Below are 16,653 nucleotides of genomic sequence, written 5' to 3'. Positions count from 1 at the left end.
GAGGTCTTCATTGTAGTGGCGTCACGCCCGCGACCGCAACAGGAGTTTCATGAGCAATCGCCACTATTTACGAGTCGCCATCGGATCCCTCGGCGCCGGGCTCGTCGCCGGGCTCGGCGTCGCCTGCGCGGACAGCGCCCGCCTCTGGATCGTGGCGGGCCACGCGGACTGGTCCCTGCCCGGCTTCGGCGCGCTCCTCTACGGGCCGCTCCTCGCGCTGCTCGGCTGCGCGTCGGGCCTGGCTCTCGCCTTCCTCGGAAGGCTCTCGAAGCGGCCGGCCGCCGATCCCGCCGCGCTCAGTGGGACCGTCGGGCTGCTGCTGTTCGTCCTGTTCACGATCATCGTCGGTGCGTTCTACTTCCAGCGCGACTTCTTCGGGGAGAAGGCCGGCCTGCTGTCGCGCGAGATGCTCCTCGCGCTCGCCGGGCTCGTCGTCGCCGTCGGGATCGTCGGCGTCGGAATGTGGATCGCGCTGCGGCGGCTGTCCTCGGGCCCGCGGGCGCTCCTCCGCAAGCCGTGGCTCCCGTTCGCGGTCTACGCGATCGCGACGCTCGCGCTCGTCGCGCTCTGGGGAGCGCTCGGCGGCGCTTCCGGCGCCGGCGTCGAAACTGGGCCGAAGCCCGCGCAGAAAAGGCCGAACGTCCTCCTCGTGCTGAGCGACGCGCACCGCGCGGACCACACCGGCGTGTACGGCGGGCCGAAGGATCTCACGCCGAGGCTGGACGCGTTCGCCGCGGAGGCGGTGGTCTTCGATCGCGCGTTCGCCCAGGCGCCGTGGACGCGGCCGTCGGTCGCCACGATCCTGACCGGGCGCTACCCGTCGTCGCACACCGCGACGCTCAAGGGCTCGGTGCTCCCGGACGAGGTGACGACCGTGGCCGAGGTGCTCGCCGCGGGCGGCTACGAGACGATGGCGATCCAGACGAACTTCAACCTGACGCCGTTCTTCAACTTCGATCAGGGTTTTACGGACTACAGCTACCTCACGCCCGCGCTGCCGCTCGGCGCGACCGACGAGCAGTCGAAGCTGATCTTCGTCGAGCTCGCCAAGAAGATCCAGGCGAAGCTCGCCGGGAGCTCCGAGCGGCCCGAGGACTACTACGTCGTCGGCGAGGCCGTGACCGACGAGGCGCTGGCGCGGCTCGACGCCCGCGACGAGGCGCGACCGTTCTTCCTGTTCGTCGGCTACATGGACGTGCACGACCCGTACTTCCGCCACCCGTACGACGGCCACGCGATCTCGCACCGCGCCAACCCGAGCCCGGATCCGAAGGACGCGGCGCTCGTCGCGGAGATGAAGGCGCTCTACGCGGGCGAGGTCCGGTACTGGGACGCGCACTTCGGCCGCCTCGTCGACGGACTGAAGAAGCGGGGCCTCTACGACGAGACGCTCGTCGTCGTCGTCTCGGATCACGGCGAGGAGTTCGCCGATCACGGCGGCTTCTGGCACGGCACGACGCTCTACGACGAGCAGCTCGAGGTGATCTTCGTCGCCAAGTACCCGGCGAGCTCCGGCCTCCCGGGCGGCGTGCGCTCGGACGCCTGGATGCGGCTGCTCGACGTCGCGCCCTTGATCGTCGACGCGGCCGGCCTGAAGATCCCCGCCGAGATGCAGGGCGCGCCCTCCCCCGGGAACGACGCGCGGCGCCCGATCTTCGCGGAGACCGATCACCAGGGGAGCGTGGCCACGTCGATCCGCTGGGTGGAGGACGGCCGGGAGCTGAAGATCGTCCGCGCGAACGCCGGGAACCCCCGCGGCCTCGAACCGGTCGCGCTGTACGAGGTCGGGACCGATCCCGGGGAGACTGCGAACCTCGCGGGCGCGCCCTCCCCCGGCCTCGAAACGGGGCTCGAGGCGCTCGACGCGATGGCGATCCGGGCGCGCGAGGGCGCGGCGCGCGCCGAAACGGGGGAGCTCACCGCGGAGCAGAAGCGCGTCCTCGAGCAGCTCGGCTACATGAAGAAGGGCGAGTAGGTTTCGCGCCGCCGACTATTGGCGCTCCGTCACTTCGCGGCGATCCCGGCCACGACCCAATCGACGACGGCCTCCGCCAGTTGGACGGCTCGCCGCCACTCCGCCTCGGTCACGGCTTCGAACGGTCCGGGGTACCGCGCCTCCACCGCATACTCGGTGAGCTCCACTGCATCGCGAACCCGATCCGTCACGACGATCCCGCCCTCGGCGGCCATCCTGAGCAGCTCTCCGATATCGTGAACGAGGCGGAAAGGAACACGGCGAGCCACGAGCAGGGCTTTGATCGCTTTCTCGGCGGCTTGCTGGGCGTCGAAGCAGAGATCCTCCCAAAGAACCTCGTCGGGCCTCTCCTGTCGAGCGCGCGCGAGGTTGCTGCGGGCCCTGCGGAGCCAGTCTTCCGCCGTTCCGGCCATGATGTCGTCACGCGGCATAGAGCTCGCGTCCTTCGGCAAGGGCGGTGGAGATGATCAGCCCCGGAGAGCTCCCGTAGAGCGCCACGTCGTCCGTCGTGACGACCACGACGTCGACCGCGTGCCCGAAGCTTGCGAGCCGCCGGTAGATTGCCCTGGCCGCGTCGCGGCGGTGTGTGCCGGGCGCCACGACAACGAGAAAATCGAGATCGCTGTCCGGTCCCGCCTCGCCGCGGACGTGCGATCCGAACAGGACGACGCGGTAGGGAGCGACCGCCTCGACGATGGCCGCCACAGCCTCCCGTATGAGCTCCGCTCGATTCGAATCGCCGGTGCGCATATCTTCCATGCCTCGGTTATACCACGGGCGAACGAGCGAGTCGCCGCCCCAAGTCCGTCGCCGAGGAGGTGGCGCACCTGCACCACGACCTCGGCGTGCGCATCTCCTGCGCCCAGGACGATCTCTTCATCCTGCCGGACGAGGGCGAGCCGCCGCGTCTTCCACGCGATCCGATCGGGTTCTCCGGCTACGGTTGGGTCTTCTTCGTCTTGGGCTTCTTGATCTCTATCGGCTCGTCGTACTTCGTCTTCGATTCATCGATCTTCTTCGGAGCCTTGTCCTTCTTCGCGCTGCCGTCGTCCTTCGGCTCCGGCTCCGGTTTCGCCTTGTTCTTCTTGCCGTGCTTCTTGGACGGCTGCGCCTCTTCCTCTTCACCGTAGGGATCTGCCGGGGCGGCGCTCGGCTTCCCGCCGCTCGCCTTGACCGCCGCGTGCTCCTCCTCGGGCGGGAGCTCGGGCTTGTTCGGCTTGACCTCCTTCAGCCCCGGCTTCTTGATCTTCTTCTTCGAGCCCGCACCGTCGTCGTCCTCCTCGTCGTACGGATCGTCGGTGACGACACCGGGCGGCTCGGCGACCTGCGGCGGCTCGGCGCCCTTCGGCGGCAGCGTCGGCCCGACGACCGCGGGCGGCGCGCCCTCCCCTTCCGGCTGGACGAGCTTGGGCCCCACGACCGGCAGCTCCGACTTCGAAGTGCCGATCTTGATGCTCCCCGGCGGCACCCTCGGGACGGCGGGCTCGGTCCCTTCGCCCGGCTTCTCGATGTCGCCGCCGCCGACCCAGTGGAGGTCGCCCGGCGGGATCCGCGGCGCCTCCTCTTCCGCCTCGGCGGAGCCCGGATCGTTCCACTCCCAGTAGCCCGGGACGTACATCCAGTCGCCGTTGTTGTCCTCGTACTCGGCGTCCACCCACGTGGCGCCCTCGTCCGGCGGCTCGACCCAGACGCCGCCCACCCAGATCCACTCCTCCTCGGACTCGCTCCACTCGTAGTGCCCCTTGATCCACACCCAGCCCTCGGACGGCGACGCGGTCCGCGTCTCGTCCTTCGCCGCCGGCGGCGCGCCCGCGACGTACATCGCGGAGGGCCGCGCCGTCCCGTAGTGGTAGTGGTTCACGACGCACGTGCAGCCCGTGAACGCCGCCGCGAGGCCGAGCCAGGCGGCGAGCAGCAGAACGAGGGTCTTCGCAATTCTCATGATCGTTCGCTCCTCTTGGTTTCGAGCGATGCTAAACAGCTTGCCGGCGGCGGTCAATTCGAAGCGTCCCGGCGCCTCCGCCCGTCGATGGGACGTCCCCGACGCCCCGATTGATTCTCGCACGATCCGGATCTCCGTGTCACAACCGTGCCGATTTATTTCACGGGCGGCGCGACCGGGGCGGCGGCGCCGGGAGCGCCCGCGGCGAAAACCGACGCTTTCATGGCGAGTTGCGCGCGGGACCCGTGGATCGCCGGCGGTTGGCATCCGCCGTGCAAGAGCCTCCTTCCGACCGGCGCCGACGGGGCGCCACGCAAGGAGCGCGAACATGGGACTCGAGCTGCGTTGCGAAGGATTCTGTCTCGACGAGGATCTCGAAGAGCGGCTGCTGATCGCGTGCCGGCGCGTCGTCCAGGCGTCCGGGTGGGACTGCCCGCTCGCGGCGTCGATCCGCCTCGTGGACGGGCGGATGCAGGCCAGGCTCGAGCTGTTCGTGCCGGGCCGCCGGATCTTCTCGATCGTGTGGCGCGACGATCCGGAGGAGGCGATGGAGGGCGCCGTGGACGCGCTGGTGGCGGTCGTCGGCGACCCGAAGATCGCCGCGTGAGCCTCAGCACCCGCCGATGATGTGGGTGCCGCCGCGCCCGCCGAGGGCGTCCGGCATCGTCTCCGGATCCGTGATGATCGCCCGCTTGCCCCCGCGCTCCAGGAACTCCCGCGCCGCGACGACCTTCGGCCCCATGCTGCCCGGAGGGAAGTTCCCCTTCACGTACAGCTCGCCGAGCTCCTCGGTCGTGATGGCGCCGATCGCCTTCTTCTCCGGCGTCCCCCAGCCCGTGTACACGTACGGCACCTCGGTGAGGATGATGAGGATCTCGGCGCCAACCTGCGTGGCGAGGATCGACGACGTGAGGTCCTTGTCGATGACCGCCTCCTTGCCCTCGTAGGTGCCGTCCGGCTTCTTGATGATCGGGATGCCGCCGCCGCCAGCGGCGATCACGATGTGGCCGGCCTCGGCCGACTCGCGGATCATGTGCCGCTGAACCACCTTGAGCGGCTTGGGCGACGGGACCACGCGACGCCAGCCGCGGCCCGCGTCGTCGACGATGTTCCAGCCGAGCTTGTCCCGCCGCGACTCGGCCTCCTCCTTGCTCAGGAAGGGACCTATCGGCTTGGTCGGGTTCTTGAACGCCGGATCCTCGGGATCGACGAGCACCTGCGTGACGACCGTGACGACGTACCTTTTCTGCCCGGCGCGGCGCAGCGTGTTCAGCATCGCCTGCTGCAGGAAGTAGCCGAGGCTCCCCTCGGTCTGCGCCACGAGGACGTCGAGCGGCATCTTGGGCGTTTCCTTGTCGCCGCCCTCGTTGAGCAGGAGGAGGTCGCCGACCTGCGGGCCGTTCCCGTGCGTGATGACCACCTTGTACCCGCGCTCGACGAGGATCTGGAGCGTGCCGCAGATCTTCGCGGCGTTGCGCTCCTGGACCTCGACGGTGCCCCGCTCGCCGCGCTGCATGAACGCGTGCCCGCCGAGGGCGACCAGGACGATCGGCTTCTCTTTCGCGTTTTGTTGCGTCATCTCCGCCTCGCTCGATGTGTGCCGGGCGTCCGCCCGAGCCGACCGGGAGAGGCGGTTTTACTTGGCCTCCGCCCAAGAATCAAGGTTCGCGCAGGGGTGCCGGCTGGCCGCGGAGGTCATCTTCGAGGAGGCTCGGGAAGCCGAAGACCCTTGAAAAGGGCGCGGTATGACATACCCTATGCGCTGAGGAGAAGATGAAGCTCACGAAGCTCGAGGAACAGGTGTTGCGGCTCTCGCTGGCGCTCGCGCGCAGCGGCAGCCAGATGACCCTGCCGGAGCTCGCGGAGGAGGAGCGGCTCTCCGAGGCGCTCGTCGCGAAGGTGCTCGGCAAGCTCCGCGTCGGCGGGATCGTCAACGCGTCGCGGGGGCGGAACGGCGGCTACGAGCTCGCGGCGGCGCCCGAGCGGACCGCGGTCTCGGCCGTCATGCGCGCGCTCGGGAGGCCGCTCGTCGAGGGCTGCTTCAACGAGGAGCGGCACGACGACGCCCGCTGTCCGCACAAGGACGGCTGCTGCCTGCGGCCGATCTGGGAGACGCTCGAGGAGAAGGTCACGGAGATCCTGAGCCAGGTGACGCTCGCGGATCTCGTCCGGCGGGAGTCGGACGTCCGCGACCGGCTCGCCGAAATCGGGAAGCGCGAGCAGCGCCCGGCGAAGACCGTCCCGAGGCGCCCCGCGCGATCCGGCTGCACCGACAAGTCCTAGAGCTCGCGCAAGAGCTTTGCAACGCGGCGGGCGGCCCCGGGCGGGCCGAGGGCGGCGCGGATCCCGTCGAAATCGCGGCGCATCGAGGCCGCGGCCTCGGGCTCGAGGAGCTCGAGCGCGGTCCGCGCGAGACGGTCGCCCTCGACCACCCCGAGCAGCTCCGGCACGGCGCGGCAGCCGGCGATCCAGTTCGGGAGCCCGACGTACGGCGCGTCGACGAGCGCTCTCGCCAGCGTCCGGCTCGCGAACCCGAGGCGGTAGACGACCGCGAGCGGAACCCCGAGGAGCGCCGCCTCGAGCGTGGCGGTCCCGGAGGCGACGAGCGCCGCGTCGGACGCCGCCAGGACGTCCCGCGCGTCGGGCGCGCCGCCCGGCACGACGCAGCCCGCGCCGCGCGCGAGCTCGAGCTCGGCCGGGGAGGCCGACTCCGCCGCCGGCACGAAGGCCGTCCGGACGCCGTGCCGCGCGAGGATCCTCGCCGCCTCGGACATCGGCGCCGCGTGCGCCGAGACCTCCCCGCGCCGCGAGCCCGGGAGCAGCGCGACGAGCGGCGCGCCCTCCCCTATCCCGAGGCCGAGGCGGGTGGCGGCGCGCGCGGCGGGCGCGGGCGCGTCGAGGAGCGGGTGCCCGACGTAGGACGCGCGGACCCCGGCCGCGTCGTAGAGCGGCTTCTCGAACGGGAGCACGAGCGCGACGTGGCGCGTGCGCGACGCGAGCAGGCGGAGCCTCCGGGGGCGCCACGCCCAGATCTGGGGTCCGACGTACTGCAGGACGGCGACGCCCTGCTCCGTGAGGATGCGCGCGAGCGGGAGGTTCACGTCCGGCGCGTCGACGAGGAGCGCGGCGCGCGGCCTTCGGCGCCCGATCTCCTCCCGGAGGCGGGCCCACGCCGACACCCAGGCCCCGAGGCGCGCGGCCACCGCGCCGACCCCGATCGCGGCGAGATCGCGGACGTGCGCGACGAGCTCCACGCCGAGCTCCGCGAGCGCGTCGCCGCCCAACCCGAACGCCGAAACCTCCCCGCCGTCCCGGAGCACCGAGAGGGCGCGCGCGGCGATCCAATCCCCCGAGCGCTCGCCGGCGACGACGAGCAGCGGGGCGTTCTTCGCGGAGGTGGACATGGCGCCGCCAGGATAGCCGTTCGCCCCGGCTGTTGCCAGCGCGGCGGAGGACCGCTAAGACGGTCCCATGAGGAAGCACCGCGACGAGCTCGCCACGACCCCGCTCACCGCGGCGTTGACCTCGGTGCTGCGCGATCTCGCGGGCGTCCGCCCGAAGGCGCACGCGGAGATCTGGGCGCGGTGGCTCGCCGTGGTCGGCCCGGAGATGTACAGGCGATCGTTCCCGGTCGCGCTGCGCGGCACGACCCTGTTGGTCGGCGTGTCGAGCTCCTCGTGGCTGCAGGAGCTGAGCTTCCTCAAGCCGGCGATCCTCGACCGCATCGCGGAGGAGATCGGCCCGGGCGTCGTCTCGGAGATCACGCTCGTCCTCGATCCGCAGCTCGCCGCGGAGGACGCCGCGGCGGCCCCGGCGGATGCGCCCGCGAAACCCGCGAGGACGTTCGAGCTCGAGCCCGCGCTCGGCGCGGAGGTCGAGCGCCTCGCCGATCCGGAGCTCCGCGCCGCGGTCGAGCGCGCCATCCGCGCGAGCCTGACCGAGGACGAGCGTTGATGCGGCGGTCGCGAGGGGCGCCCGAGCGCCCTACTCCTCCGGGGCGAGATCGGCGAGCAGCTTGGAGGCGATCTCCACGGCCTGGCGCGCCTTCGTGACGATGGCGTCGCTGCGGCCGATGGTCTCGTTCGCCTCGTCGAGCTCCCCGGACAGCGCCGCGACCCGGCCGTCGCGATCCGCGAGATCCGCCGTGAGCCCCTCGACCTTCGTCTCGGCCAGCATGAGCCGCTCGGAGGTCTGCTTGAGCTCGTGCGACGCCGTCTCGAGCTTCTCCTCGGTCTCGGAGAGCTTCGCCTTCGTCGCCGCCTCCTCGTTCGTCCGCTGATCGAGGAGCGACTGGGTCGCCGTGAGCTCCTCGCGGGACTCCGAGAGGCTCGTCTTGGTCTCCTCGAGCTCGGACTCGAGCTTCTGGACCTGCTGCTCGAGGTCGTAGAGCCTGCTCTTGAGCCCTCCGAGCTCTTGCTTGTGCTTCTCCTCGAGCGCTTGGATCCCGTCAGCGTGGCGCTTCTCGAGATCGGCGAGCGCCGCCTCCTTCTCCGCCCCGAGCGCCTCGCGCAGCTCCTCGGCCGCCGCCTCGTGGCGCAGCCGCTGCTCGGTGAGCTCCATCTCGCGCCGCTTGTCGGCCTCGACCTTGAGCTCCGCCTCCTGCCCCTCGAGCGCCGAGGCCCGCTCGCGCTCCATATCGGCGCGGAGCTCGGCGAGGGCGCCCTTCTTCTCCTCGTCCTTGGCGCCTATCGTGCGCCTGACCTCGGCGTCCTTCTCGGCGCCTAACCGCTCGACGTCGGCGCGGCGCGCGGCGCGCTCCGCCTCGAGCTCGCCGTCCAGCCCCTGGATCTTGCCCTCGAGGCTCTCGATCCTGTTCTGCAGGTCCTCGGCCTTCTTGTGGGCGATCTCCTTGTCGGTCTGGAGATCCTCCGCCCTGCTCTGCAGCTCGTTGATCTGCTTCTCGGCGGTGATGTTCTTGTCGTCGAGATCGGCCTTGGCGCGCTCGAGCTCCGTGATCCGCTCACGGTGCTCGAGGAGCTGCTTCTCCTTGCTGTTGACCGAGTCCTTGAGATCGAGCAGATCGCGGTCCTTCTTGTTGAGCAGCTCGCGGAGATCGAGGAACTCCCGGCTCGACACGCCGCCGCCCTTGGAGGCCTTGCCCCCCTCGCTGGCCTGCTTCTCGAGCCGCGCGATCTGGTCCTTGAGCGTCTCGTTCTCGGAGCGGAGCTTCTTGAGCTCGGCCGGATCCGCGCCGGGCGCGGACTTCGGGGCGGGCTCGGCCTTCGCCGCCGCCTTGGGCTTCTCCTCGTCGATGGAGATGGCGTCGAACGCCGCGTCGGTGAACGCCTCGACCTCCTTGTCGACGTCCGCCGCCTCGACCATCCCGCTGACCTCCTCGATCTCCTCGACCTCCTCGACCTCGTCGTCGCCCTCGATGACGAGGGAGTCGTCCGTCTCGATCTCCAGCGCGGCGTCGTCCTCCGCGATGACGCCCGCGCCCTTGAGCAGGCGCTCGACGATCGGGACGAGCCTGTCCTCGCCGAACGGCTTCAGGAGGTACTCGTCCGCCCGCGCCTTCAGCTTCTTGTGCTTCTCGAACACGTCCTCGGTCGCCTCGGCGGAGGTGATGACGAGCGGGATCGTCTCGGTCTCCGGGTTCTTGCGCAGCTTGTTGCACACCGAGAAGCCGCTGATCCGGGGCAGCTCGATGCACAGGTAGATCAGGTCCGGGGGCGACGCCGACGCGCGCTCCAGCCCGGCGGCGCCGTCGGTCACGATCTCGACCGTGTGGCCGCGCGCTCCGAACTCGTCCTGGAGCATCTTTGCGTACAGCGGATCCGGCTCGAATGCGAGGATGTGTTTCCCGGACATCTTGTTCTCCTTCAAGGCGTGTCTGCGAGCGCTCGCCCTCGAAACGAATATCGACTGGGGAAGATTAGGAGATTTGCGGGGTTAGTGTCAACGCCGGTCAGATGGAGAGAACGATTGCGAAAACGAAGCCTCCGAGGGTCCCGTAGGCGCCCTCGTAGTCCCCGGAGAAGGAAAAGAAGCCGTAGTAGCCCCCGGCGCGCACGGTCAGGAACTCCACCGGCGACACCCCGACGCCGACGCCCACGTCGCCCGTGAAGCCGGTCCCCTCGCGGATCGCGCGGCCCACGATGAGCGGCCCCTCGTCGATGAAGATCCCGCCGATCCGCGTTTGAAATTCGAACTGAATTTTCCAGACCGGCAGGATGTACCGCATGAGCGCCTCGACCCGCTGGAAGTCCGCGCGGCCGTCGTCCATGAACTTGCGGCCCCCGGCGCGCTTCTTCTCCGGCAGGTAGCGGTACCGCTTCGAGAACCCGTCGAGGGTGAGCGCGTCGTAGGTGTACGAGACGCCGAGCTGCACCGCGAACAGCCGGACGCCCGCCGCGGCGCCGCACGAGAAGCCGGAGCCCTCGTAGTAGGCGCGGCGGCCGACCGTCGCCTGGAACTCCGAGGGATCGACGTTGCTCCAATCGTCCGTGTCGATGGGCTCGCCGTCGTCGTCGAGCTTCGGGCGGATGAACGAGGTCTCGATCTCGAGCGCCTTGAGCGTGGCCACGGTGTACCCGACGGAAGGCTCCACGAAGACAGACACCCCGTCCGCCGCCCGCGCCCCGCCCGCGGCGAAGGCGAAGGCGAGCGCCGCCGCCGCGACCGGAATGCTTGCAAAACGACCTCGTCTGTATGATGTGTGCTCCAAGGAATCTCATCGTCGGCCAGAGCGATCCCGTTGTCAAACACGTCGTGGAATAGTCTGATCGTCCTGCTCTCCGCATTGAAATGCGACCCAACCCGGCGTGCGTTCCCTTTTCTTCTAACAAAATTGTACGGTTGATAGCGGGAGGCCCGCGCCGTCGCGCTACCACGCCCTCGGCTCGAACCTCGCGGAGTTGAGGAGCACCGCGTCGTCGCCCGCCTGGCCGATCACGAACAGGCCGACGCTCTCGGCGTAGGCCGCCTGCTTCTCGGGCACGACCATCGCCGCCATCGCCCCGAGCACTCGGGCGTCGGCGTAGCGCGGGAACAACTCTTGAACAGCGCGAGCCGGTCGAGGTGCTCCTCGACGTCGCGCTGCGACAGCTTCGACTTCACCTCGACCACGACCACCTCGATATCGTTCACCACGAGCAGGTCGACCTGCGCCTTCCTGCCGTTGCGCTCGGCCTCGAGGTCGCGGTGCGTCTCGCGCACGTCGACGCCGCGCTCGCGGAACAGCCGCACCAGCCCGGGTCGCACCACGCCCTCGACGAACTCGCCGAGCCGGTTGCCCAGCCCGCCGATCTGCTTGCCGAGCTCGTTCAGGCGCAGATCCATCCGGCGATCGGTCTCGGCGATCCGCTCGTCCATCCGGCGATCGGTCTCGGCGATCCGCTCGTCCAATCGGCGATCGGTTTCCTTGAACAGATGCTTGATGTCCTCGAACGAGACCTGATTCTCCATCGCAACACTCCCCGTGCAGTATATCGCGGGCCCTGTGCCCGTGCATTGATATCGGCCGTTTCGACTCGAGGTTGCCGTAAATCGACGGACGGCGTGCTATGCTCGCCGGCGGTGAGTCGCCGCCTGAAGAATGCCGTCATCTACGCCGTCGTCCGGGCGCTCGTCGGCGCGCTCGGTCTCGTGCCTGCGGCGCTCGTCCGCCCGGTCGGGCTCGCGCTCGGGGCGCTCGGCCATCGGCTCGCCGGAAGGGAGCGGCGGCGCGCCCGGACCCAGATCTCCCGAGGCCTGGGCCTCGACCCGACCTCCCGCCGCGTCCGGCTCCTCGTCCGGGGGGTGTTCGCGCAGCTCGGCCTGAGCGCCGTCGAGGTGTGCCGCCTGCGGCACCGGCCAGCCGTCGCCGATTCGGTCGCCATCCCGGAAGGGTCGCGGCGGGCGCTCGAGGCGGCGCTGCGCGAGGGCCGCGGCGTCGTGTTCGCGACCGGGCACCTCGGCAACTGGGAGCTGATGGCGGTCGCGCTGGCCCGCGCCGGCTTCCCGATCACGGCGATCGCGAAGGAGAGCTACGACCCGCGGTTCACGCGCCTCGTCGAGGACGAGCGGCGGCGCCTCGGGGTCGAGGTGATCCACCGCGGGCGTCCCGGCTCCTCGGCCGCGACGCTCCGCGCCCTGCGCGCCGGTCGCGTGATCGGCCTGCTCATCGATCAGGACACGCGGGTCCCGGGGACCTTCGTCCCGTTCTTCGGCGCGCCCGCGTTCACCCCGACAGGCGCCGCGGCGCTCGCCGTGCGGACCGGCGCGCCGCTCGTGGTGGGCTCGATCCGGCGCACGCCGCGCGGCGGGCACGTCGTCGAGGTCGACAGGTGCGAGCCGCCCGTCGACACGGCCGAGGGCACCGCGTCGCTCACCGCCGCCCTGGAGCGGCGGATCCGCAGGCACCCGAGCCAGTGGGTGTGGTTCCACGAGCGCTGGAAGACGCGACCGGCGCCGGCTTGAGCGGGGCCCCGCGAAGGCGCCGGAACCGTCCTTGGTGGCGTCATTCGTTTCTGCTATGGTGCGGCCGGAGGTGGCGGATGGAGTCTCGGCGGTTCTGCTTCGCCTGCGCGATCGCGCTGCTCGGCTGCTCGTGCGGCGACGTGAAGGCGGACTGGGGTTTCGATGAGAAGGTCGATTGGGACATCGGCCAGGGCGCGAACCTCGCGGACACCGACGCGGACGGCGGCACGATCCCGATGGACCCCTGCGCGGACCTCGACGCGGGCGTGTGCGATCCGCTGACGAACGCCGGGTGCGACGCCGACGCCGGCTTCGCGTGCTCCTACTACGCCGCCGCGGAGGGCGCGTTCGCGTGCCTCTCGGACTCGACCGAGCCCGCGGGCGCCGCGTGCGACGACGAGGACGGCCCGTGGTGCGGCCCGGCCCTCGCCTGCGCGCCGGGCGGCGGCCCCGGGGTGTGCGTGCCGTTCTGCTGCGGCGAGGAGGACTGCGCGGACGGCGGGGCCTGCGCGCCGTTCGACTACCCCGGCCTCGCGAGCGCGTTCGGCGCCTGCGATCCTTCCTAGATCCCGGCCCAGGGCGTGACGCGCAGGAGATCGTCCACGGCGACGACGTCGGCGCGGACCGTGCCCTCGCCGGTGCGCACGATCAGCCATCCGGCGCTCGTGCGGCGGGCGTAGGCGGGACCGTCGACGACGACGCGGGACGCGATCGGGCCTTCGCCTGCCGGGATCCGCACCGGGGGATCGCCGGCGCGCCCGGAGACGAGCTCGAGACCCGGCCGAGCCACGGCCGTGGGCCGCCCGAACGGGGCGTCGAGGATCGCCGCGTCCGCGATCCCCGCGAGCGCGACGGCGTCGATCTCCGCGTCGAGGCGGCGGTACGCGACCATGACGTTGTCCCGCGCGAACGCGAGCAGTGCGGCGCCGCCGTACGCGACGTCTCCGATTCCCTCGCGCGCAGGGAGCGGGAGGGACGCGCTCCTCACGAACGCCGCGAGCGCCGCCCGGGCCGCGGCCGCGCTCGGCGCGACCAGGACGTCGACGAGCACCGCGGGCTCGTTCGTTCTCGGATCGCCGAACGCCAGGGCGACCGGGTGATCCTGCGCCGAAGGCACGTCGGCGTCGAGCAGCGCCATGCCGTCGGGCGCGAGCGACAGGACCGGAACCCCTGCGCGCGCCTCCGCGGCGGCGCCCGCGGCCTCCGCCGCCCACCCGCCGGAAGACTTCCAGCTAATCGTCTGGAACTCGACCTTCTCGCTGTACTGCACGTCGACCCCGGTCCCGTCCGACGAGAGCGCGATCAGGTAGTCGTCCTCGGCCATGTCCACCGCGTAGATCGCCGTGTGCGGCGGCGCCGTGGGCGTGCCGTCGCCGTCGAGCTTCAGCGTCGCGTCGTAGATCGTGCCGTCGCTCGGGCCGGTGACCGCGTGGTAGTTGAAGCCGCCGCCGCCGTCGGCGAACGGCGTCTCGTCGAACGTCGTATAGCCGATCGCCATGATGTAGTTGAGGTCGAACCCGCCGTACCCCGGGGAGAGGATGTGGTAGGTGAAGTCGACGCCGACCATGTTCGCGTACGTCGACAGGATTCCGGCGCAGTCCGAGCAGTTGACGACGTCGCCCTTGTCGCGCCGCTGGTAGCCGACGATGTCGAACACGCCGTTGCTCCAGTTGCCCCACGTGTAGTCGGTGTACGTGCACGCGCCGTTCTCGACGTCGTAGGAGAGCCCCGCGGTGTCGAAGATCCCCTCGGTGATCCGTGAGCCGACCTCCACAGGATCGGCGCTCGCGCCGTCGACCCAGCCCGCGACCGCGTCCACGACCTCGACCCACGCGCGGTACGGCATCGCCGCGGATCCGAGCGTGGGCTGGCCCACGACGCCGTACAGATCATGGGTCGTCGTCACGGCGCCCGGGATCGGCGCCCAGTCTCCATCGGGCCGGCGCGCCTCGAAGCGCCACGCGAGCTCGAGGTCGTAGCGCCCCACCGCGGGCACGGGCGTCGCGCTCGTCTGCACCGTGACGACCGCGCCGTGCGAGAAGGCGGCCGCGCCGACGATCTCGGTCCCGGCCGGCGGGACGACTCGGATCTCGACGTCCGCGGGCCCGCCGCCGCCCTCCATCCCGGCCGCGCTCGCGGAGAGCGTCGCCGAGAGCTGCACATTGCTCCCCGCGATCCACGCGGTCGGCAGGTTGAACGTGTCCTGCTCCACGCCGTCCGACGAGGCGGCGTCCAGCGGCGGGCTCTTCAGGTCGGTCCACGGGAGCGGCAACGGGCGGGGCGAGCCGTCTGCGAGATCGAGATCCACGGCGGTGGCGTCCTCGTTCGCGTCCGGGCCGATCCGCCACGGCGCCGAGGCGACCGGCGCCTCGAAGTACCCCTCCGCCTCGCCGTCGGTCTCCGCCCAGAGGAGCGCGACGCGCGCGGCGGCCCCGCCCATCTGGATCCCGCCGATGCCGAGCCGCACGACCTCGAGCACCGCCTCGCCCTCGGCGAGCGGATCGCCGCCGTCCTCGAAGACGATCGCGGTCGCGGTCACCTGCCCCGGATCGATCCAGCCGCCGTCCGCGTCCAGGCCGTCCCACGCCGCCGTGCACGCGCCGTCCGCGAGCGCGCCGTCGATCGAGGCGAGCTCCGCGTCGCCCCGCGCGATCTCCACGCGACAGGCGAGCCCCGTGTGCCCCTTGGGGTCCACCGTGAAGGCGATCGGCCAGCTCTCGAACCCGACGAGCTTCGGATCCGCCGCCGGGAGCGTGTCGCCGCGCGCCTCGACGTCCGGGAGATCGGAGTCGGAGTCGGAGTCGGAGTCGGAGTCCCCGTCCGTGTCGACGTCCGTGTCCCCGTCCGAGTCGGCGTCGGTCCCGCCGTCTCCCGCGACGAAGCCCGGCGAGCCGTCGCTGCACGCGGCCGCGATCGCGAACACGAGCACGATGATGATGACGATTTTGATCTTCATACCCGTTTTGTGACTCGACGAAACAAAGAAGACCACTAAAAACGGCGACCCGGGCCGGTTGACAAGCCGGCCCGCGGCGGAGGAAAACGGGCGGCATGGCGCACGACGCACAGCGCAAGGAGCGGATCGCGGGCATCTCCGTCGAGGCGGAGCGGCTCGTCGACAGGGGCGCCGGCCCCTCCGCGCTCGTCGAGGCGCTCCTCGCCGAGGGCGCGCCCGATCTCGCGGCGCTCGCGGCCGAAAGGCACTACCACGCGGCGACGACGCGGCTCGCCGAGGCGCAGAGGTGTTTCCTCGCCGAGCGATCCCCGGTGCTCCGGCTCGACGCGCGGACCCTGATCGCGGCCCCCGTCGGCGCGATGGAGCGCGACGGGCTCCTGCGGTTCTGCGATCGGGTGCTCGCGGCGGCCGCCGCCGGGAAGCCCGCGCGGGTCGTGCTCGCCCTCGAGGGCTTCGAGCCGCACGACGGCTCGGACGCCGCGCTCGCCGCGCTCACCTCGGAGCTCGCGGCGCTCGGCGTCGCCGTGGAGCGGCGGTGAACGGCGATCGCCCTTCGCCGGCCGAGGCGAAAGGGGCCGGGGCGATCCGGATCCGCGGCGCGCGCACGCACAACCTGAAGGATATCGATGTCGATCTGCCGCGCCACGCGCTCGTCGTCATCACCGGGCCGTCCGGCTCCGGCAAGTCGTCGCTCGCCTTCGACACCGTGTTCGCCGAGGGGCAGAGGCGCTACGTCGAGTCGCTCTCGCCCCACGCGCGGCAGTTCCTGCGCCAGATGGCCAAGCCGGGCGTCGAGTCGATCGAGGGGCTGTCGCCGACGATCGCCATCAACCAGCACGCGGCCGGCGCGAACCCGCGCTCCACGGTCGGCACCGCGACCGAGATCCACGACTTCCTGCGCCTCCTCTTCTCGCGCGCCGGGAGCCCGCACTGCCCCGGCTGCGGCCTGCCGATCCGGCCGATGACCGTCGATCAGATGGTCGACGCCGTCCTCGCCCTGCCGCCGGGGACGCGCTGCAGCGTGCTCGCCCCGGCGATCCGCGGGGAGCGCGGCGATTTGCGCGCGGCGCTCAAGAGGTTCAAGCGGGACGGCTTCGTGCGGGTCAAGATCGACGACGAGCTCCACGATCTCGCGGACGAGACTAGGATCGATCCCGGCCGGCCGCACGACGTGGACATCTACATCGACAGGCTCGTGGTCGACCCGGCGGTGAGGAACCGCCTCGCGGACAGCATCGAGCTCGCCCTCCGGGAGAGCCGCGGCCTCGTCGTGATCTCCCCCGTCGAGGGCGAGGACCTGACCTTCACGGACCGCCACTCGTGCGCCGCGTGCGGGCTCACCCTGCCGAAGCTCGAGCCCGCGGCGTTCTCGTTCAACAC

Annotated in this window: 17 protein-coding genes; 8 read left to right on the top strand and 9 right to left on the bottom strand. The window is 71.1% G+C overall.

Annotation, left to right across the window (positions count from 1 at the left end; all coding sequences use genetic code 11):
- Positions 1-49 precede the first annotated feature (49 nt).
- The gene (locus M0R80_19990; protein ID MCK9461918.1) at positions 50-1,975 is read left to right on the top strand and encodes a sulfatase; all 1,926 of its coding nucleotides are present in this window, start codon (positions 50-52) and stop codon (positions 1,973-1,975) included.
- 29 nt (positions 1,976-2,004) lie between these two features.
- On the opposite strand, the gene M0R80_19985 is transcribed toward M0R80_19990, so the two are convergent.
- The 3 genes from M0R80_19985 to M0R80_19975 form a co-directional block, all read right to left on the bottom strand.
- Positions 2,005-2,406 carry a HEPN domain-containing protein gene (locus M0R80_19985; protein ID MCK9461917.1) on the bottom strand — a complete coding sequence of 134 codons (402 nt, stop codon included), beginning with the start codon at positions 2,404-2,406 and terminating at the stop codon, positions 2,005-2,007.
- Positions 2,396-2,734, bottom strand: coding sequence for a nucleotidyltransferase domain-containing protein (locus tag M0R80_19980; protein ID MCK9461916.1), 339 nt, complete (start codon positions 2,732-2,734; stop codon positions 2,396-2,398). The genes M0R80_19985 and M0R80_19980 overlap by 11 nt, the downstream gene beginning before the upstream one ends.
- A 178-nt stretch (positions 2,735-2,912) precedes the next feature.
- Positions 2,913-3,917, bottom strand: coding sequence for a hypothetical protein (locus M0R80_19975; GenBank protein MCK9461915.1), 1,005 nt, complete (start codon positions 3,915-3,917; stop codon positions 2,913-2,915).
- A gap of 328 nt (positions 3,918-4,245) precedes the next feature.
- Here M0R80_19975 and M0R80_19970 point away from each other — a divergent pair, with 328 nt between their 5' ends.
- Positions 4,246-4,524 carry a hypothetical protein gene (locus M0R80_19970; GenBank protein MCK9461914.1) on the top strand — a complete coding sequence of 93 codons (279 nt, stop codon included), beginning with the start codon at positions 4,246-4,248 and terminating at the stop codon, positions 4,522-4,524.
- Positions 4,525-4,527: 3 nt separating this feature from the next.
- On the opposite strand, the gene arcC is transcribed toward M0R80_19970, so the two are convergent.
- Positions 4,528-5,496, bottom strand: a complete 969-nt coding sequence (gene arcC, locus M0R80_19965) for a carbamate kinase (GenBank protein MCK9461913.1) — start codon at positions 5,494-5,496, stop codon at positions 4,528-4,530.
- A 194-nt stretch (positions 5,497-5,690) separates the two neighbouring features.
- Between arcC and M0R80_19960 the strand changes: the two genes are divergently transcribed.
- Complete coding sequence (locus tag M0R80_19960; GenBank protein MCK9461912.1) at positions 5,691-6,200, top strand: Rrf2 family transcriptional regulator; 510 nt, start codon at positions 5,691-5,693, stop codon at positions 6,198-6,200.
- On the opposite strand, the gene M0R80_19955 is transcribed toward M0R80_19960, so the two are convergent.
- The gene (locus M0R80_19955; GenBank protein MCK9461911.1) at positions 6,197-7,321 is read right to left on the bottom strand and encodes a lipid-A-disaccharide synthase; all 1,125 of its coding nucleotides are present in this window, start codon (positions 7,319-7,321) and stop codon (positions 6,197-6,199) included. The two genes, M0R80_19960 and M0R80_19955, sit on opposite strands and share 4 nt — an antisense overlap.
- A 67-nt stretch (positions 7,322-7,388) precedes the next feature.
- Here M0R80_19955 and M0R80_19950 point away from each other — a divergent pair, with 67 nt between their 5' ends.
- Complete coding sequence (locus M0R80_19950; GenBank protein MCK9461910.1) at positions 7,389-7,871, top strand: DUF721 domain-containing protein; 483 nt, start codon at positions 7,389-7,391, stop codon at positions 7,869-7,871.
- A gap of 30 nt (positions 7,872-7,901) precedes the next feature.
- On the opposite strand, the gene M0R80_19945 is transcribed toward M0R80_19950, so the two are convergent.
- The 3 genes from M0R80_19945 to M0R80_19935 all read right to left on the bottom strand — a co-directional run bounded on the left by M0R80_19945 (position 7,902) and on the right by M0R80_19935 (position 11,324).
- Positions 7,902-9,728: a response regulator gene (locus tag M0R80_19945; protein ID MCK9461909.1), complete on the bottom strand. Its 1,827-nt coding sequence runs from the start codon at positions 9,726-9,728 to the stop codon at positions 7,902-7,904.
- Positions 9,729-9,825: 97 nt separating this feature from the next.
- Positions 9,826-10,584: a hypothetical protein gene (locus tag M0R80_19940; GenBank protein MCK9461908.1), complete on the bottom strand. Its 759-nt coding sequence runs from the start codon at positions 10,582-10,584 to the stop codon at positions 9,826-9,828.
- A gap of 224 nt (positions 10,585-10,808) precedes the next feature.
- Positions 10,809-11,324, bottom strand: coding sequence for a hypothetical protein (locus M0R80_19935; GenBank protein MCK9461907.1), 516 nt, complete (start codon positions 11,322-11,324; stop codon positions 10,809-10,811).
- Positions 11,325-11,435: 111 nt separating this feature from the next.
- Between M0R80_19935 and M0R80_19930 the strand changes: the two genes are divergently transcribed.
- Both M0R80_19930 and M0R80_19925 read left to right on the top strand, forming a co-directional pair.
- A complete protein-coding gene (locus tag M0R80_19930; protein ID MCK9461906.1) occupies positions 11,436-12,317 on the top strand; it encodes a lysophospholipid acyltransferase family protein in 882 nt (293 codons plus the stop codon).
- 77 nt (positions 12,318-12,394) lie between these two features.
- Positions 12,395-12,883 (top strand): hypothetical protein, encoded by a 489-nt coding sequence (locus M0R80_19925; GenBank protein MCK9461905.1) that lies wholly within the window; start codon positions 12,395-12,397, stop codon positions 12,881-12,883.
- Here the strand turns inward: M0R80_19925 and M0R80_19920 are convergent.
- Positions 12,880-15,273: a hypothetical protein gene (locus M0R80_19920; GenBank protein MCK9461904.1), complete on the bottom strand. Its 2,394-nt coding sequence runs from the start codon at positions 15,271-15,273 to the stop codon at positions 12,880-12,882. The genes M0R80_19925 and M0R80_19920 overlap by 4 nt on opposite strands.
- A gap of 95 nt (positions 15,274-15,368) precedes the next feature.
- On the opposite strand from M0R80_19920, the gene M0R80_19915 reads away from it, so the two are divergent.
- Together M0R80_19915 and M0R80_19910 are read left to right on the top strand one after the other, a co-directional pair.
- A complete protein-coding gene (locus M0R80_19915) occupies positions 15,369-15,812 on the top strand; it encodes a hypothetical protein (protein MCK9461903.1) in 444 nt (147 codons plus the stop codon).
- On the top strand, positions 15,809-16,653 hold an 845-nt coding region (locus tag M0R80_19910; protein ID MCK9461902.1), incomplete at its 3' end, for an excinuclease ABC subunit UvrA. The genes M0R80_19915 and M0R80_19910, both read left to right, overlap by 4 nt.

The organism is Pseudomonadota bacterium (assembly GCA_023229365.1).
Classification (GTDB): Bacteria; Myxococcota_A; Polyangia; order JAAYKL01; family JAAYKL01; genus JALNZK01.
The sequence above is the reverse complement of the archived record's forward strand: the minus strand, read 5'-3'. Positions and strand labels throughout refer to the sequence as shown.

Excerpts from the sequence above, each read along its gene's own strand:
- M0R80_19990 (MCK9461918.1), top strand. The coding sequence starts at position 50 with ATGAGCAATCGCCACTATTTACGAGTCGCCATCGGATCCCTCGGCGCC.
- M0R80_19985 (MCK9461917.1), bottom strand. The coding sequence starts at position 2,406 with ATGCCGCGTGACGACATCATGGCCGGAACGGCGGAAGACTGGCTCCGC.
- M0R80_19980 (MCK9461916.1), bottom strand. The coding sequence starts at position 2,734 with ATGGAAGATATGCGCACCGGCGATTCGAATCGAGCGGAGCTCATACGG.
- M0R80_19975 (MCK9461915.1), bottom strand. The coding sequence starts at position 3,917 with ATGAGAATTGCGAAGACCCTCGTTCTGCTGCTCGCCGCCTGGCTCGGC.
- M0R80_19970 (MCK9461914.1), top strand. The coding sequence starts at position 4,246 with ATGGGACTCGAGCTGCGTTGCGAAGGATTCTGTCTCGACGAGGATCTC.
- arcC (MCK9461913.1), bottom strand. The coding sequence starts at position 5,496 with ATGACGCAACAAAACGCGAAAGAGAAGCCGATCGTCCTGGTCGCCCTC.
- M0R80_19960 (MCK9461912.1), top strand. The coding sequence starts at position 5,691 with ATGAAGCTCACGAAGCTCGAGGAACAGGTGTTGCGGCTCTCGCTGGCG.
- M0R80_19955 (MCK9461911.1), bottom strand. The coding sequence starts at position 7,321 with ATGTCCACCTCCGCGAAGAACGCCCCGCTGCTCGTCGTCGCCGGCGAG.
- M0R80_19950 (MCK9461910.1), top strand. The coding sequence starts at position 7,389 with ATGAGGAAGCACCGCGACGAGCTCGCCACGACCCCGCTCACCGCGGCG.
- M0R80_19945 (MCK9461909.1), bottom strand. The coding sequence starts at position 9,728 with ATGTCCGGGAAACACATCCTCGCATTCGAGCCGGATCCGCTGTACGCA.
- M0R80_19935 (MCK9461907.1), bottom strand. The coding sequence starts at position 11,324 with ATGGAGAATCAGGTCTCGTTCGAGGACATCAAGCATCTGTTCAAGGAA.
- M0R80_19925 (MCK9461905.1), top strand. The coding sequence starts at position 12,395 with ATGGAGTCTCGGCGGTTCTGCTTCGCCTGCGCGATCGCGCTGCTCGGC.
- M0R80_19920 (MCK9461904.1), bottom strand. The coding sequence starts at position 15,273 with ATGAAGATCAAAATCGTCATCATCATCGTGCTCGTGTTCGCGATCGCG.
- M0R80_19915 (MCK9461903.1), top strand. The coding sequence starts at position 15,369 with ATGGCGCACGACGCACAGCGCAAGGAGCGGATCGCGGGCATCTCCGTC.